The sequence below is a fragment of the Exiguobacterium sp. ZOR0005 genome (assembly GCF_000798975.1).
Lineage (GTDB): Bacteria > Bacillota > Bacilli > Exiguobacteriales > Exiguobacteriaceae > Exiguobacterium > Exiguobacterium aurantiacum.
The window spans coordinates 24,219-41,649 of sequence record NZ_JTLB01000034.1; the positions used below are offsets into that span (position 1 = coordinate 24,219).

General features: G+C 53.4%; 17 protein-coding genes. 1 reads left to right on the forward strand and 16 read right to left on the reverse strand.

Features of this window, described 5'->3' with window-relative positions; genetic code table 11:
• The first annotated feature begins 70 nt into the window (after positions 1-70).
• Complete coding sequence (locus L971_RS13735) at positions 71-1,024, forward strand: 4-hydroxy-3-methylbut-2-enyl diphosphate reductase (protein ID WP_024371456.1); 954 nt, start codon at positions 71-73, stop codon at positions 1,022-1,024.
• A gap of 42 nt (positions 1,025-1,066) precedes the next feature.
• On the opposite strand, the gene L971_RS13740 is transcribed toward L971_RS13735, so the two are convergent.
• The 16 genes from L971_RS13740 to L971_RS13815 all read right to left on the reverse strand — a co-directional run bounded on the left by L971_RS13740 (position 1,067) and on the right by L971_RS13815 (position 17,430).
• The gene (locus tag L971_RS13740) at positions 1,067-2,179 is read right to left on the reverse strand and encodes a Nif3-like dinuclear metal center hexameric protein (RefSeq protein WP_029334753.1); all 1,113 of its coding nucleotides are present in this window, start codon (positions 2,177-2,179) and stop codon (positions 1,067-1,069) included.
• A complete protein-coding gene (locus tag L971_RS13745) occupies positions 2,179-2,895 on the reverse strand; it encodes a class I SAM-dependent methyltransferase (RefSeq protein ID WP_024371454.1) in 717 nt (238 codons plus the stop codon). The genes L971_RS13740 and L971_RS13745 overlap by 1 nt, the downstream gene beginning before the upstream one ends.
• Positions 2,896-2,997: 102 nt before the next feature.
• Entirely contained in the window at positions 2,998-3,336 is a 339-nt protein-coding gene (gene cccA / locus L971_RS13750; protein ID WP_024371453.1) for a cytochrome c550, read from the reverse strand.
• 132 nt (positions 3,337-3,468) lie between these two features.
• Positions 3,469-4,563: an RNA polymerase sigma factor RpoD gene (rpoD, locus tag L971_RS13755; protein ID WP_024371452.1), complete on the reverse strand. Its 1,095-nt coding sequence runs from the start codon at positions 4,561-4,563 to the stop codon at positions 3,469-3,471.
• 35 nt (positions 4,564-4,598) lie between these two features.
• Positions 4,599-6,416, reverse strand: a complete 1,818-nt coding sequence (gene dnaG / locus L971_RS13760) for a DNA primase (RefSeq protein ID WP_052200410.1) — start codon at positions 6,414-6,416, stop codon at positions 4,599-4,601.
• 120 nt (positions 6,417-6,536) lie between these two features.
• Positions 6,537-7,370: a pyruvate, water dikinase regulatory protein gene (locus L971_RS13765; RefSeq protein ID WP_024371450.1), complete on the reverse strand. Its 834-nt coding sequence runs from the start codon at positions 7,368-7,370 to the stop codon at positions 6,537-6,539.
• On the reverse strand, positions 7,357-7,986 hold the full coding sequence (locus L971_RS13770; RefSeq protein ID WP_024371449.1) for a helix-turn-helix transcriptional regulator: 630 nt from the start codon (positions 7,984-7,986) through the stop codon (positions 7,357-7,359). The genes L971_RS13765 and L971_RS13770 overlap by 14 nt, the downstream gene beginning before the upstream one ends.
• A 21-nt stretch (positions 7,987-8,007) precedes the next feature.
• Positions 8,008-10,062 (reverse strand): glycine--tRNA ligase subunit beta, encoded by a 2,055-nt coding sequence (glyS, locus tag L971_RS13775; RefSeq protein ID WP_047376340.1) that lies wholly within the window; start codon positions 10,060-10,062, stop codon positions 8,008-8,010.
• Entirely contained in the window at positions 10,055-10,948 is an 894-nt protein-coding gene (gene glyQ, locus L971_RS13780; protein ID WP_369793398.1) for a glycine--tRNA ligase subunit alpha, read from the reverse strand. The genes glyS and glyQ overlap by 8 nt, the downstream gene beginning before the upstream one ends.
• 290 nt (positions 10,949-11,238) lie before the next feature.
• Positions 11,239-11,988 (reverse strand): DNA repair protein RecO, encoded by a 750-nt coding sequence (gene recO, locus L971_RS13785; RefSeq protein WP_024371446.1) that lies wholly within the window; start codon positions 11,986-11,988, stop codon positions 11,239-11,241.
• Positions 11,989-11,991: 3 nt separating this feature from the next.
• Positions 11,992-12,900, reverse strand: coding sequence for a GTPase Era (gene era / locus L971_RS13790; protein WP_047376342.1), 909 nt, complete (start codon positions 12,898-12,900; stop codon positions 11,992-11,994).
• 43 nt (positions 12,901-12,943) lie between these two features.
• On the reverse strand, positions 12,944-13,288 hold the full coding sequence (locus L971_RS13795) for a diacylglycerol kinase family protein (RefSeq protein ID WP_024371444.1): 345 nt from the start codon (positions 13,286-13,288) through the stop codon (positions 12,944-12,946).
• Positions 13,285-13,761 (reverse strand): rRNA maturation RNase YbeY, encoded by a 477-nt coding sequence (gene ybeY, locus L971_RS13800; protein ID WP_047376345.1) that lies wholly within the window; start codon positions 13,759-13,761, stop codon positions 13,285-13,287. Before ybeY ends, L971_RS13795 begins: the two co-directional genes overlap by 4 nt.
• The gene (locus L971_RS13805) at positions 13,739-15,820 is read right to left on the reverse strand and encodes an HD family phosphohydrolase (protein WP_047376346.1); all 2,082 of its coding nucleotides are present in this window, start codon (positions 15,818-15,820) and stop codon (positions 13,739-13,741) included. Before L971_RS13805 ends, ybeY begins: the two co-directional genes overlap by 23 nt.
• Positions 15,821-15,837: 17 nt before the next feature.
• A complete protein-coding gene (locus L971_RS13810) occupies positions 15,838-16,794 on the reverse strand; it encodes a PhoH family protein (protein WP_029334746.1) in 957 nt (318 codons plus the stop codon).
• A gap of 186 nt (positions 16,795-16,980) precedes the next feature.
• Positions 16,981-17,430, reverse strand: coding sequence for a hypothetical protein (locus L971_RS13815; RefSeq protein ID WP_024371440.1), 450 nt, complete (start codon positions 17,428-17,430; stop codon positions 16,981-16,983).
• Position 17,431: the final 1 nt, after the last annotated feature.

The window sequence follows — 17,431 nt, forward strand, 5'->3', positions numbered from 1 at the left end:
TTTTCGTATTTTCGAAACAATGTTAGACTTATACGTATGAAAGCATCGCGAAAGGAGCGTTCATCGCATAATGAAAATTAAAAAGATCAGCCCACGCGGATATTGTTATGGTGTCGTTGATGCCATGAAATTAGCGAACGAGGCTGTGGCCAACCCTGATTTACCACGGCCTATCCATATACTCGGTATGATTGTCCATAACCGTCACGTCACGCAGGCGTTCGAGGACCTCGGCGTCAAGACGGTCGACGGGGACGATCGCATGCAGGCGCTCGAGACGATTGACGAAGGAACGGTCGTCTTCACCGCCCACGGCATCTCTCCACTCGTGCGTAAACGCGCGATCGAGAAAGGGCTGACGATTGTCGATGCGTCGTGTCCAGACGTACTCGTCACCCATGACTTGATTCGCGAGAAGACAGCGGTCGGATACGAAGTCATCTATATCGGCAAACACGGCCATCCGGAACCGGAAGGCGCAATGGGCGTCGCTCCCGGGAAGGTCCATCTCGTCCAGTACGAGCGTGACCTCGAAGTATTGCCGGACCGGTTGTACGAGACGAACATTCTCGTCACGAACCAGACGACGATGAGCCAATGGGACGTCTCGGCGTTGATTGAACAAATTCAAGAACGGTATCCGCACGTCGAAGTGCATAATGAGATTTGTAACGCCACCCAAGTCCGTCAAGAGGCCGTCGCCGAACAGGCCGGTGACTGCGAGTTGCTCATCGTCGTCGGCGACCCGAAGTCGAACAACTCGAACCGTCTCGCCCAAGTGTCGAAAGAAATCGCTGGGACGAACGCCTACCGCATCGGTGACTTGAGTGAACTCGACCTCGCTTGGCTCGAGGGAGTCGAGACGGTCGCCGTCACGTCCGGAGCCTCGACTCCGACCCCGATCACGAAAAAAGTGATCGACTTCTTGACCCAGTATGACCCGCTCGACTTGAGCACACACGACAAAACCCCATATCTCGAGTTGCGCAGCATCCTTCCTAAAGTGAAGGCGCTTCGCAAATGACGACAATCCCCGGCCTAGAGACAGGTCGGGGATTGTTTGCTTTTATTTGAACCGGAACGGGTTCGTATTCGCCGTCGATACGACCAATTCGACATCTAGCTTAGCGTGGTCAAACTTCTGACGCAGCACGTCGACGACGCCTTGTTTCATGACGCTCTCGACGTGATGGCCCGGGTCGACGACAGAAAGACCGAGCGCCATCGCATCGTGGGCCACGTGGAAATAAAGGTCGCCGGTCACGTAAGCGTCCGCGCCTTTGAAGTGGGCGGTCGAGACGTATTTGTTCCCATCGCCGCCGAGGACGGCAACTTTTTCAATCAGACGCTCCTCGTCGCCGACGACTCGTACCCCTTCGACACCGAAGCTCGTTTTGACATGTTCCGAGAACTGAGCGAGCGTCATCGGTTTCTCGAGTCGACCGATTCGACCGAGGCCGAACGTATGCCCGGCAATCTCATCTCGTATCACGTCATGGGCGACTTCCTCGTAAGGGTGCGCTTCCGTCATCGCTTTGATGACACGCTTCTTCTTACTTTCGGTCACGACCGTCTCGATCTTCACTTCATCGACTCGCTCCGTTTTACCGGCTTGGCCGAGGTACGGGTCAGAACCCTCAAGCGGCGTGAACTGTCCTTTCCCTGTCACTGTGAATTGGCAATCGCCGTAGTTGCCGATACGGCCGGCACCAGCTTTCCCTAACGCTTCAGACACGGCGGCCCGATGTGTCACCGGGACGAAGACCGACAGTTTGTATACCGGTTCTTCATATGTCGGAACGAGCACCTCGGGTTCGAGCAGTCCGAGTGCGTCGCTCATCCAATCGTTGACCCCGCCCTCACACACGTCCAAGTTTGTATGCGCGACGTAAACAGCGATATCGTGCTGGATACATTTCATAACGATGCGGCCGGCCGCGCTCTGGTCGTTCACTTGATTGAGCGCGCTGAAGATGGGCGGATGGTGGGCGATAATTAAATCGATCTCTTTCTCAATCGCCTCATCGACGACCGGTTCCAACACATCAAGGGTGACCATGACCCGGCGGACCGGTTTGTTGAGTGAACCGATTTGCAGACCGATTTTATCGCCTTCGACCGCCAAATGCTTCGGTGCGAATTGTTCGAACAGTTGAATGATATGGTTACCGTTTGCCATTATTCGCTCACCTCTCTCATCTTGTCGCGTAACGTCTCGAACGTCCGTCGCTTTTCGAGTAATGCCGGTGTCTGTTCACCTGCGGCCATCTGCCCGAGCACGTAGTCCAACTTGTCCGCCTCTCGGCCCCACTTCAATTTGAACGGCTCCGGGCGACGCTCAAGAAGGAACGGACCGAATAAAAGCTGCCATTTGCGCTCTGTCTCGTCTTCACTATACCGCGTCTCCGTCCCGCGCTCTCCGACTAAAATCTCATACACTTTATCGTTCTCCTCGACGATTCGTTCGTCGACCAGCTCGTAACCTGCCTCGAGCAACCATTCCCGCACGTGCTCACCATCGACGTTCGGCTGTAAAACGAGACGCTCGACCGCGCCTAACTTACTCCTTCCGGCTTCGAGAATCGAACGGATCAAACTTCCACCCATTCCACAAATCGAGATGCACGTGGCCTCATCGGCTTCGAGGACGGCCAGCCCGTCACCGAGCCGCACGTCAATCTTGTCCGTCGCTCCGATCAACGCGACTTGCGCCTGGGCCGCTTCCATCGGTCCTCGGTTCACTTCGCCGGCGATGGCACGTTCGACGATCCCGTGTTGGACGAGGTAACAAGGCACGTACGCATGGTCAGAGCCGATATCGGCGAGAATGCTGCCTGGTGGGATAAAGTCGACGACTTGTTTGAGTCGACGGTCTAACGTTACTTTTTCTTGCATGGGGACAACTCCTTTTTGACTACTTCTCTCTTAGGTTAACGAAAATTGAGGAGGCGGACAACAAAAAACGTACCCTCGCCTATGCGAGAGTACGTCACCTTATTATTGTTCGAGCAACCACGTCGTGAGAATGTCTGCCTCTTCAGCCGACGCAAGTCCGCCTGGCATCGAACCTTTACCATTGATGATGATGTTCGTGATCTCGTCTGCCGACAAGCGTTCCCCTACACCTGTAAGTGCCGGGCCGACGCCACCTTCAAGGTTCCCACCGTGGCATCCGGCGCAGCCTTGAGCAGCATACAAATCTTCCGGATTCATCTCTGTGACAGCCGGACCTTCTGCAGCTTGTTGCGCTTGGTTCACGCCAAAATACGATAATGAGACCATGGCAATGATCGCGACGATCGCAATCGCAGCAAACGGTAACAATGGATTACGCATTGTATTTCCCCCTCATGTTCATTCCAAATTTCTACCCATCACTATTTTACTCAAAAAATAATAAAGAAGGAAGGAAAATCACTCATTTTCCTTCCTTTCTTCTAAAACTTCACATTTTATTCAAAAACACGATTAATCGAGGAAATCTTTTAATCGTTTCGAACGGCTCGGGTGACGCAACTTCCGTAACGCCTTCGCCTCGATTTGGCGAATCCGTTCACGAGTGACGCCGAACACTTTACCGACTTCTTCGAGCGTACGCGTCCGACCGTCATCGAGTCCGAACCGGAGACGGAGAACGTTTTCTTCTCGATCCGTCAACGTGTCGAGCACGTCTTCGAGCTGTTCTTTGAGCAACTCGTAGGCGGCCGCGTCTTGAGGCGCCATCGCATCTTGGTCTTCAATGAAGTCTCCGAGGTGCGAATCGTCCTCTTCACCGATCGGTGTCTCGAGCGATACCGGCTCTTGGGCGATCTTGAGGATCTCCCGGACTTTTTCAGGTGTCAATTCCATCTCTTTGGCGATTTCTTCAGGCGCAGGCTCCCGACCGAGGTCTTGTAGCAACTGACGTTGAACCCGAATCAATTTGTTGATCGTCTCGACCATGTGAACCGGGATCCGAATCGTCCGGGCCTGGTCCGCGATGGCGCGTGTGATCGCTTGACGGATCCACCATGTCGCGTACGTCGAGAATTTGAACCCTTTCATGTAGTCGAACTTCTCGACCGCTTTGATGAGACCCATATTCCCTTCTTGAATCAAATCAAGGAAGAGCATACCACGGCCGACATAACGCTTCGCGATCGATACGACGAGACGAAGGTTCGCCTCGGCGAGACGTTTCTTCGCTTCCTCATCACCTTGTTCGATACGTTTCGCGAGCTCTGTCTCGTCTTTGGCACTCAGCAAATCGACGCGGCCGATCTCTTTCAAATACATACGGACCGGGTCATTGATTTTAATGCCTGGCGGGACTGACAAGTCGTTCAAATCGACCTCTTCGTCCTCTTTTTTTGTTGGCGTTTCTTCGGCATCGGCTGCATCCTCGGTTACACGGATATCCTTGCCTTCCAAATCTTCAATGAAGTTATCGATAAAGTCTGAATCCACCTCGAAGTGGCTGAGGCGGTCTTGGATTTCTTGCATAGATACGACGCCTTTTTTCTTCCCTAATTTCTCGAGTTCCTCTATGGCGTTAAATAAATCCTCTTTTTTCTTCTCTGCCATCTAGCAGTTCAACTCCTTCCAAACTTCCTTGACGCTCATCGTTCGCGTAGACGGCGACTTCGGTTAATCAACTCTTGCAACTTGGATGCCTGGTCTACAATACTTTCGGCATCGTGTGCGATTTCCCTTTTCGCCCGTTCGATTTGACGCTGTTCCTCATAACTGTTTATGACCTTAATGTATTCATCTAAAACCTCTTCGCCCAGCTCGTCCGGCGCAGACATGAGTCGGACTTCCGCATAGCGATTCGCATACTCGGGGCGTTCGTTGCAATGTCGCTCCATGAAGGGCGGCACGACCTGCTCGAACTCGTCGAGCGTCATCTCTTCAGAAACGACCTCATAAAGGGCGGTCGCCAACATCCGATGGACTTCATCTTGGTAAGATAGGCCGAGCCGGTCGCGAACGTAACGCACGCGTTCCGGCCCACTGAGCATCGCCCGTAACAACAGTTTTTCAGCTTTCACGTAGCGCGGTTCATTCGCTTTAGACGAGCGGCGGCGTACCGGTTCCGGTTCGCGCACGGGCTGAGGCACTGCATCTCTCGAGACAGTCCTCGGCATCCGAGATAATAACGTATCGACCGGAATCTCGAATTCATCGGCCAATTTCTTTATATACAAATCGCGACGAATCGAATTGTCAGTTTTACTGATTTCCTCAAGCATAGATTCAATAAAGCGAATCCGTTCTCCTTCCCGATTCATGTTTTTCCCGCGCCGGAGCGTTCGGTTCATGAAATCGAGCACGGAGAGCCGTTCCGAATCGACAAAGCGCTGCCACTGCTCCGCTCCGTTCGTCCGGATATAATCGTCCGGGTCCGTCTTTTCAGGCAGCATGAGCACCTGAACATCGAGCGGATACGCCTCGAGCAGGCGCACGACTTTCAAAGTCGCCGCTTGCCCGGCGTCGTCGCCATCATAGCAAATGATGACCTCATCGACCATCCGTGACAACGCGCGGGCATGTCCGGCTGAGAAGGCGGTTCCGAGCGAGGCGACGACTTCGTTCGTCCCGGCTTGTGCGACTTGGAGGACGTCGACGTTCCCTTCCACAAGGAAGACACGCTTTTGTTTGCGCATCGTCGCACGCGCCTGTGGAAAACCAAACAACAGCTCGCTCTTGTTAAAGAGGGGCGTATCTGACGTATTCACATATTTCGGTTTGCGTTCATCGATCGCCCGACCACTGAATCCGACAATCGTGCCGTCTCGATCCGCAATCGGAAAGACGACCCGGCCTTCGAACCGGTCAAAGTATTCACCGGCCCTTGACTTCGAGATCAGCCCGGCCTCGACCATCACCTCGAGATCAAACCCTCTTCGTTCAAGGGAATCGACGGTGAAGCGTCGTTGATCAGGCGCATAACCGATCTTGTATTGCGTGATCGTCGTCTCGGTTAGACCACGATCCCGTAAATACGTTAACCCGACCTCACCTGCCTCGGTCTTCATCAGCACTTCATAGTAGAGTTCGGCGACGACGCGATGGGCGTCGCGCATCTGTTTACGGACTAGCTGGTCCTGCGTTAACTGTTCGTCCCCGGCGACCCCGCCTTCGATGGCGATGTTCGCCCGGGTGGCGAGACGTTCGATCGTCTCGGGAAACGATAACCCTTCCGTCTCCATCACGAACGTGAACACGTTTCCGCCCGCACCGCACCCGAAACAATGGTACATCCCTTTCTCAGGTGAGACCGAGAAGGACGGACTGTTCTCCGAGTGAAATGGGCAAAGCCCGACGAGACGGTGTCCTTGTTTCTTCAGTTCGACACGTTCACTGATCAAGTCGACGATATCCGTCGCTTGTTTTACTTCTGCAATGACTTCATCCGGTATCCGTGGCAACTCCACCACTCCCCACTTCCAAACTCGCAACGAAACGGAACGCTTCTCACGTTCCGTTTCAATGTAATGTCAGTACTCTATTATACCGTTTCAAGACATCGATTACTAATGCGAGTGCTCGACGCGTCACGATTGCTCGAGGTGACGCAAGATGATACCAGCCGTCTCTTCGACCGCCTTGTTCGTCACGTCGATCACTTCGCATCCGATCCGTTCGTAAATGCCTTTCGCATACTCGAGTTCCCGGTTGATCCGCTCCAGTTGGGCATAGTCGGCCTCTGGTTTCAAACCGAGCGATTTCAATCGCTCCATCCGAATCGAGATCAACTTGTCCGGCGAGATGATCAAGCCGACGCACCGTTCCGGCGGCAGTTCGAACAACTCTTCCGGCGGGCGTGACTCGGGCACGAGCGGGACGTTCGCGACTTTAAACCGTTTCAAGGCCAAGTATTGAGATAACGGGGTCTTCGAAGTGCGCGAGACACCGACGAGCACGATGTCGGCCTTCTTCAACCCGCGCGGGTCTCGACCGTCATCGTATTTGACCGCGAATTCCATCGCCTCGATTTTCCGGAAATAATCGTCGTCGAGTCGATAGATGAGGCCTGGTTTCTCACGAGGACTCTCTTGAAGCTCGCCCGACAGGACGTCGAGCAAGTCACCGAGTAAATCGACCGTCTTCACCCCGTGCTCGCGGCCGAGGTTGATGATCAACGTCCGGTGGTCCTCGTTGACGAGTGTGAAGGCGATGATCGCCCCTTGTGCTCTCGCTTGAGTGACGACATCGTGAATCGTCTGTTCATCCTCGACGAAAGGGATGCGCAACGTCTCGATGGCATTTTCATGGAATTGGATGCTCGCGGCCCGGACGACGAGTTCACACGTTTCTCCGACCGAGTCACTCACGACAAACACGAGTTGTTTTTTTGTCAAACCTGGTTCCTCCTCAGAAAGATTCATCATTGGCGAGAGCGATTAACACTTTCGTCATGTTCGTCTTCGTCATGCGGCCGAGGACGATGAGTTTGCCCTCTTTCTCTTCAACGACCGGCATCGCATCGATCTGTTTCTCGATCAACTTCATCCCGGCCCGAATGAGCGTCTCGCTTTTTTCGCACACCGTGATATTCGGCATGCGCGTCATGATGACGTTGACCGGCAATTGATCGAGGTCTTGATTTCCAATTGCGGCGCGAAGCAAATCTTTCCGGGACAACACACCGACGAGCTCACTGTCTTTTCCGACGACGAACAAAGAGCCGACATCTTCTAAAAACAGTGTGACGACCGCATCATAGACGGTCATCTCATCACTGACGACTTTTGCCGACGACATGAAGTCGCCGACCTTCAACGAATCCAGTTTTTCGCGGAGCATCGATGAGTTCCGTTTGCCGACGAACGTATAGCCGACACGCGGTCTAGCTTCTAGTATGCCAGTCATCGTCAGAATGGCGAGGTCCGGACGGAGTGTCGCTCGGGTGAGCGACAGCTCCTGGGCGATTTGTTCGCCCGTGATCGGTCCATTCCCTTTCACGATCTCGATGATTTTCTGTTGGCGTTCATTCAGCTGCATAGCCAACCCCCTCTATTTTGGTCAAAGCACGAGTGCGTTGAAGTCGGCGACGCGTTCGATCGCCGCGGCAAGCCGTTTCATCTCATGAAGACGATTCATCCGAACGGCATCTACATCACTCATGACCATCGTATTTTCAAAGTAAGCGCTGATCGGTTGTTCTAGCGCCCGCAGTGACACGATCGCTTGGACGTAATCGCCTCGATCAACCGCGTTATGTGTCGCTTCGAGTGTCGTTTCCGCTGCGTCATGAAGCGCTTTTTCCGCATCATTCTCGAACAACGCTGGATCGACAGGTCCGCTTTCCCCTTTTTTAGCGATATTGCCGACTCGTGTCAACTGTTCAATCAACGCTTTCGCGTCGTTTGACACGAGCGCCTGCACCGCTTCAGCACGAGCGTCTAGACGGTTGACCGCGAGGCCCGTCGACAGGACAGCGTCAATGACGTCGTAACGGACTTGGCGCTCTTGAAGGCGATACTTCAAACGTAGTGAGAAGAAATCGTTCAGTTGCGCCTTGACTTGTTCTTTATCGGCATCATAAAGTCCTGCTTGAAGCTGAGATTCGACAACTTGTGACAAGATAGCGGCCAACGGGAGTTCAATGTTCCAATCCCCAAGAATTTGAACGACTCCTTGTGCTTGGCGACGCAACGCGAACGGGTCTTGCGAACCGCTCGGAATCATACCGATGCCAAAGAAGGCGGCAATCGAATCGAGTTTATCGGCAAGGGCGAGTGTGGCACCGGTTGCGGTCGCCGGGGACTCGTCTCCGGCAAAACGCGGCATGTAATGCTCACGGATCGCAGCAGCGACTTCTTTGTCTTCACCGTGCATTAACGCGTATTTTTCTCCCATGATGCCTTGAAGTTCTGTAAATTCATATACCATCTGACTGACAAGGTCGAACTTATGGATCTTTCCGGCCCGGGCAACTTTCGTTTCGTCCGCTTTAAAGAGCGGTGCGAGCTCGAGCGCGAGTTGCTCGACACGACGGACTTTATCCCCTGTCGTTCCGAGTTTTTCATGGAAGACGATGCGGTCGAGACGAACGAGCTGATCATCGATGTTCGTCTTCTTGTCTTCCTCGTAGAAGAAGACGGCATCGGCGAGGCGAGCCCGAATCACTTTCTCGTTCCCACGGGCGACGTTTTCGAGATGATCGGCGTTTCCGTTGCGAACGGTCACAAAATAGTTTTTCAACGTCTCTTCCACGTAGACCGGGAAGTAACGCTGATGTTCTTTCATCGTCGTGATCAATACTTCTTCCGGAAGGTCGAGGTAACTCGCATCGAACTCACCGAACAAAGCTGTCGGCCATTCGACGAGGTTTGTCACTTCTTCAAGAAGCGAACCGTCGAGCGGAACCTTCCATCCCTGATTAATCGCAAGCGACTCGATTTGACTTACGATCCGCTCGCGTCGGTCTTCGTACGAAGCGACGACGAATTCACGTTCGAGCGTCTCGGCATAGGCGCGAGGTGACGTGATCGTCACGTCCCCTTTACTTAAGAAACGATGGCCGCGTGTGACGTTGCCCGTCTTGACGCCTTCAATTTCGAAATCGATTTGGTCATCCCCGAACAAAGCGATGAGCCAACGAATCGGGCGCATATAGCGCAGGCTGCTCGTGCCCCACTTCATATTTTTCGGGAACGTCATGCCGCGGACGACATGTTCAAGCCCAGCGAGCAGGCTCATCGTCGATTGACCCGACTCATGACGGTCGGCAAATACGTACTCGACACCTTTCTCTTCAGCGAAGTAAAGGTCTTCTACAGTGAGGCCACGCCCACGTGCGAATCCGGCGGCCGCTTTCGACCAGTTGCCTTCTGCGTCTTGGGCGATCTTCTTCGCCGGTCCACGGAGTGTCTCCGTCAAATCTTGCTGTTTCTCTTCGACGTCGTGAACGAGCACGGCGAGACGGCGTGGCGTCGAATAGACAGTCACATCGCCGAAGTTGACACGGGCGTCCGTCAAGAACGCAGTCACCCGTTCTGCCAATTGTTTTTCTGAACGAAGTACGTATTGGGCTGGCAATTCTTCAAGTCCGATTTCTAGTAAAAGGTCACGCATCAAGGGCACCTGCTTTCTCTTGATTAAGGAGTGGGAAGCCGAGACGTTCCCGCTCTTCGATAAATTTGGCCGCACATGCACGGGACATGTTACGGACGCGTTGGATAAACCCGGTCCGTTCCGTCACCGAGATCGCGCCTTTCGCATCGAGAAGGTTGAACGTGTGCGAGCATTTAAGGATATAGTCATACGCCGGGAAGACGAGGTTCTCGTCAAGGGCGCGCTTCGCTTCTTTTTCATACGTGTCAAACAGCGTGAACAACATATCGACGTCTGACAGTTCGAACGTATACTTCGAATGTTCGAACTCCGGCTGATAGAAGATGTCGCCATATTTGAACCCGTCCGTCCAGACGAGGTCGAACACGCTCTCGACTTCTTGAATGTACGAGGCGAGACGCTCAAGACCGTACGTGATCTCGACGGCGATCGGGTCACACTCGATGCCTCCGACTTGTTGGAAGTACGTGAACTGAGTGATTTCCATCCCGTTGAGCCATACTTCCCAGCCGAGACCGGCTGCGCCGAACGTCGGGTTCTCCCAGTTGTCTTCGACGAAACGGATATCATGCTCAAGCGGGTTGATGCCGATGAGCTCCAAGCTTTCCAAGTAAAGTTCTTGGATGTTGTTTGGTGACGGCTTCATGATGACTTGGAACTGATGGTGTTGGTAGAGACGGTTCGGGTTTTCCCCGTAACGTCCATCCGCCGGACGACGTGACGGCTCCGTGTAGCAGACGTTCCATGGTTCTGGTCCGAGGCTTCGTAAAAACGTCATCGGGTTCATCGTCCCGGCCCCTTTTTCGACATCGTACGCCTGCATCGTCAGGCAACCTTTCGACGCCCAGAAATTTTGCAGCGTGAGAATAATTTCTTGCACGGTCATATGTTTCATATGTTGACACCTCCAAAAGTATTAAAACGACAAAAAACGCCCCTATGTGCCATGCACATAGGGACGGGATTACCCGCGGTTCCACCCTACTTGCCTCAACTTCGAGGCCACTCTTTGGATTGTGGGCGCTCCAGAATCGCCATTCACTTTTCACATGGTGCTCGGCTCCCACCTGCCCGAACTCGCTGAATCCATCGTTGAAAAGTTACTCATTTCCTTCATTGCGCACGCTATTTCATTTGTCTAATCGTAAGTTATGGTATCGAATCTTGTCGAAAAAGTCAATCATCGTTCAAGTGAAGTCGCTGCATTTGTTCGAGCACCCGCTTCGTCTTCAGACGCAAACCGCTATATGAGTCCATGTACGCATCAAACAGCTGCCTGAGGAGCAGGCGCGTCTCTTTCGTGAGCGGAACGTTCGTGAACTCGGAAAGCTCATGACGGCTCATCCAGTACAGGAGTTTCGCCAGCCGTTCACTCATCCGAATCGAGCCTTCCTCGTTATGGCGCGAGCAAAGAAAACCGCCGGCCGTCACCGAGAAGTACATCGGGTCGGTCACGTCGTTACAGCGGATGCATCCGGTCAATACCGGGGCGACGCCGAGCAAGTGGAGGATCCGCAATTCAAAGTGATGGGTGATCACGTCCGGATCCATTCCGGCGTTCAGTGCCTGGAGCGCATCATTCAACACCCGGTAGAGCGGCCGGTTCGGGACGCGGTCCTCAACGGTGCGATCGACGAGTTCGAGCAAGTACATCGCATATGCCATCCGGTCCACATCTTTCCGAACTTCCGGATAAGACGTGATGACATCGGACGACTTCAACTGTCCGAGTCCCCGGCTCGCCGGAAAGATGTAGACCGCCTCGACGAACGGTTGACTCGATGCATGGAGCCGACTGCCCGGTTTTTTCGCACCTCGGGCCATGACGGCGACTTTCCCGAGCTCTTCGGTGAACAGTGTCACGACTTTGTTCGATTCACCGTAATTGACGGTACGGACAACGATGCCGGTGACTTTTTGCAACATGGCTCAATACTCGTCGTCGCGGAAGCCCAGGTCGCGAAGCTGACCCATCTTATTACGCCAATCTTTTTGTACTTTCACCCAAAGGTTCAAGTACACTTTCGTACCGAGGAGCATCTCGATGTCTTGACGGGCTTCCGTACCGATCTCACGAAGCATCGTCCCTTTTTTACCGATGACGATTCCTTTTTGCGAATCCCGCTCGACCATGATGACGGCTTCGACGTCGACCATTTCCGAGTCTTTCCGCTTCTTAATCGATTCGATGGCGACCGCGATCGAATGCGGTACTTCATCACGTGTCTTATGGAGTACTTTTTCGCGAATCAGTTCGGAAATGATGAACCGTTCCGGATGATCGGTCACTTGGTCGGCCGGGTAGTACATCGGGCCTTCCGGGAGCAACTTCTTAATTTCGCCGATAAGTGGTTCGACGTTGTTGCCCTGTAGCGCCGAGATAGGCACGTATGCGGCAAAGTCTAATTTGTCTTTATACTGCTCAATGACCGCCGGGATCTCATCCGGGTGAATCATGTCAATCTTGTTCATGACGAGGACGATTGGGGTATCGAGACCTTTTAACTTCTCGATGATGAAATCGTCTCCCGCACCGCGCGGTTCCGTCACGTTTACCATGAACAGGATGGCGTCGACTTCACGCAAAGCGTTCGTCGCGACTTTCATCATGAAGTCACCGAGACGATGCTTCGGTTTGTGAATCCCCGGCGTATCGATAAAGATGATTTGGGCATCATCTGTCGTGTACACGCCTTGTACTTTATTTCGAGTCGTTTGCGGCTTGTCTGACATGATCGCAATCTTTTGTCCGATGACACGGTTTAAAAATGTTGATTTCCCGACGTTCGGGCGACCGATAATCGAGACGAAACCTGATTTAAAATCTTCTTGATACATAGTGCACCTGCTTTCTAATTGTCTTGACTGAGAACGCGCCCGTTCACACGAGCGCGAGAAGATACGGTAAAAAAATGACGAGTGCCGTCACGGCCGCGCCGAACGAGGCGATGAGAACGGCACCGGCGGCCACGTCTTTCGCTTGTTTGGCGAGTGGTTTCACGTCGCTCGTCACAAGGTCGACCGTCCGTTCGACAGCCGTATTCAATAATTCTAGCGAAATGACGAGAATGATCCAACCAAATAGCAATAAATTCTCCATCGAAGTCGTCTCGAGCCAGATGGCGAAAATACCGACGAGGAGGCTCGCTATGAGATGAATCCGCATGTTCCGTTCGGTCCGCGCCGCGTGCAAGATTCCTTGCACGGCGAACCAGAACGGTCTCACACCTCGCCTCGTTTCAGCTCAAAGTGCGCGAGCACTTCTTCTTGCCGTGCGGTCATTTCCGCCTCATCTTCCGGCGTCATATGGTCGTAACCGAGGAGGTGCAAAAAACCGTGAATCGCCAAGAAACCGAGTTCTCGTTCAAACGAGTGACCGTAGTCCGCCGCTTGTTCCCGGCAACGTTCGACCGAAATGACGAGATCGCCGAGAAGACGTGGCTCGTCTTCGTCGAGCAAAAAATCCATCTCGTCTTCCCCCATCTCATCGAACGCGAAACTGATCACGTCTGTCGGGGCATCTTTGCCGCGCCAGTCCCGGTTGATTTCTTGAATCAAATCGTTCGTCAAGAACGTGACCGAGAGTTCACTCGGTTCCTCGACGTCTTCTTCTTTCGCGGCGTGGACTAAAATTGCTTCGACAAGCTCGCGTTGTGCGCTCGTCAATAGCTCATGTTCATCGTTCGAGATGATTTGCATGGATGTCGCCTTCTTTCTTTAGTTCTGGATATTCGATGCGTTCATGGAAAAGGCCGGTTAACGTTTCACAAGCACTCTCACCGACACGCCATACTTCTTTTGTCGTCAAATCACAATCTTCAAACTGACCATCTTGCAGCTTGTCACGAATGATACCGTTGACGAGCTGGCGGATGCGATCGGGTGTCGGTTGTTTTTGTGACCGGACCGCGGCCTCAATTGAGTCGACGATCATGACGACGGCCGCCTCGCGCGTTTGCGGCTTCGGTCCCGGATAGCGGAAACGTGACTCCGAGATATCTCGTGTCTCTTTTGCTTTGACGTAGAAGAACTTCAGCAGTGACGTACCGTGATGTTGTTCGGCGATGTCAATAATCTCTTGCGGCAGCTTATAGCGCCGAAGAAGATCGGCCCCGTCATACGGGTGGGCCATGATGATATCGGCCGACTCTTCCGGGGTGAGACGATCGTGGGGGTTGACCCCGTTCTGCTGATTCTCGATGAAATGAAGCGGGCGTTCGGTCTTGCCAAGGTCGTGATAATAACTCGCCACGCGGGCTAGCAGGCCATCGGCCCCAATCGCCTCACACGCTGACTCGGCCAAGTTGGCGACCATCATGCTGTGGTGGTACGTACCCGGAGCCTCCATCAACAACTTCCGCAGGAGCGGATGGGTCGGACTCATCAGTTCGACGAGGCGACCGGATGAGAGGACCCCGAACCACGGTTCGAGGAACGGTAAGAAGCCGAACGTGAGCACAATCGATAGCAGCGCGCTCACGACCGCGAAACCAGAAAGGTAAGCAGCCATCTCCCATGTCACTTGCGTGTTTCGTAAGAACAACAAGGCGAGCACCATGATGATGTTGATGATGCCGAGCAACACGCCCGACAAGAAGAGCCGCTTTCGCTGGATCTTCGGTTCGACCAAAAAGACGGCGAGGAAGCTGCCGGCCGCAAAATAAACGACCGTCATGAAACTCGTATTTTGCCCATAACTGACGACGATGGCCCCAGCCACCATCGTGATGAGCGCCGAAGCGAGCGCGACCCGTTCATCAACCAAAATCCGCAGCAACAACACGACGAACGCCGTCGGTGCGAGGACGTAGGCGTATGTCGTAAATTCCAGCCCGACATAGCCGACCCCGAAAAAGAGACCTAATTGAAACAAGAGCAGCCCATATACGGTAATCAATATTTTAGGTCGCAGCAACAACTGTTGAATCTTCGAGCGGATGAGCATGAACAAGAAACCGGCCGTCAATAACCCACTCAACAAGTACGCCCCGAACAGAGGCGCAAACGAGCGGTTCGGGTCGATCGCCCCCGTCAACTCGAGCTTACGATAAATCTCACGCGTGACGACTTCTCCTTGGTTGACGAGAAGCTGTCCTTCTTGAATGATGACCGGGTCGACGGCATCGACCGCTTCTTGCTCTTTTTGTCGCGTCGCTTCCGAGTCGAACACATAGTTCGGGACGATCAGTTGATCGCTTAAACTCTTTGCGATCGTCCGGAACTCGAGTGAGAGCGGAGACTGGTCGAGGACCGTGGCCGCACGGTCCCGAGCGTCGGCAATCGACTCTGAACTCGTCTCGATCCGATTGGCCATCACTTCTTGAAGCGCCGTCACCGTGACGTCCTCGACGGTGCGTCGTGTGTTCTCGTTGGCTTGCAACAACGCCCCCAACTCATCGTCACCGAGAAACCCGTTCGCTTCTGTCGAATTGAGCCGGTTTTTGATCTCGGATAACTCCGTCTCGTCATCGGTATTCTCAAACGCCGCGAAAAGTTGTTCGACTTTCGCGATTTGTTGATCGGCGAACTCGCGACGGAGCGAGAACTGACTGCCGACGGCGTTCGTCGCTTCTTGCCTCAACCGTTCGGTCGCCACCCGGTCTTCGATCGTGATCGGCGAACGGATGTCTTGTTCCGCGATGCCGAGCGGTTCGACACTAATGATGGACGGGCGCACTGTAAAGTATAATATCGCTCCAAGGATGAGGAAGAAGACGATAGAAATCGTCGCGACCGTCCAGTGACGTGCTTGCTGCATCAGCGCCCCCCCTTTCGTCATGTGATATCTGTGCTATAGGCGTTAATGATTTTTTTCACGAGCGGATGACGAACGACGTCGGAGGCCGTGAAGTGTTCGAAATGAATCCCATCGACCCCTTCAAGCAAACGTAACGCCTCTTGCAGTCCTGACGCTTTTCCTTTCGGCAAGTCGACTTGCGTCAAGTCGCCGGTGACGACCATTTTCGACCCGAAACCGAGCCGGGTCAAAAACATCTTCATCTGTTCTTTCGTCGTGTTCTGCGCCTCATCTAAAATGACGAACGCGTCTTCTAGCGTCCGTCCCCGCATATAGGCGAGCGGTGCGACTTCGATCGTCCCGCGCTCGAGCAGGCGGTTCGTCTGTTCAACCCCATACACGTCAAACAAGGCGTCATAAAGCGGACGCAAATATGGATCGACTTTCTCTTTCAAGTCGCCTGGCAAGAAGCCTAAGTTCTCTCCAGCCTCGACGGCCGGCCGAGTCAAAATGATTCGTTTCACTTGACCTTCTTTCAACGCCCGAACCGCCAAAACGACGGCCAGATACGTTTTCCCCGTCCCGGCCGGACCGATCCCGAATACGAGGTCGTGCCTTTCGATGGCGCGGACGTAACGGCTTTGTCCGACCGTTTTCGCTCGAATCGGTTTCCCTTTATTCGTCGTGAAGACGACGCGCTCATAATGCTCGATCAGCTCGTCTCCTTTACCGACTTTAATATGTTGAATGACGCTGATCGCATCGCTCTCGTTCAGACGAGCCCCTTTTTTAACGAGTTGCTGCAACGTCTTGATGACGGTCTTTGTCAACTCGAGCGTGTCCGCTGAATCTGCTTGAATGATCAACTCTTCTCCCCGAGGTGTCAAAGCGACAGAAAGTTCTGCTTCGATGGCTTCAAACACTTCATCTTTTGGACCGAGGAGTGCTTGCGCTTCGTTCGCATGTTCCATGACGAACGGAATTTTATCAGTCATAATCAATGGAATGTAGTCCCCCTCTTGAATAGTTTGTTCCTTCTTTACTTTAGCACTATCAAGCCGTCCGTGAAAGAAAGACCGTCTTTTCGAACAGACAAAAAAGCAGTGGCCGTCAGAACCGACCTCGACGGGCTAGATTTGAGAATCCAGCGCGGTGAGGCGATTCGACAGGCACTGCCATAGTCAGCGTCGGCGTTTTGAGACCGGTGGCTGAATGATTTCACTCCAGATGACCGCTTGTCGCACTTGATTCATCGACATACGCGGCGACCGCGACGGACGTTTCTGTTCCACTTCGGTGAGCGATGGAATCTTCACCGTTTGCTCGAATTCCGAACTCACTTTTGGTGAACGTTCTGGCGCCTTCGGGGCGTGACGGTTTGGGTCGAACATGCGACCTTCTGCCGGTTTTTCGACAGGGGTCGCGACACGACGACGCAACGTCTGCCCTTGTTTCGGCTCGTCAAGCGAACCTTCCACTTCTTTCATCATATCGCCGACCGTATCGAGATAACGTTTCAAGTCCGAACTCGGCGGACGTTCTCCCGTCGTCGACGATGATTTCTCTATCCGTTTCATGACCGCCGAGGCGATCCCGAATGCGGCGAGAAGTAAGATCCATAATCCATCCATA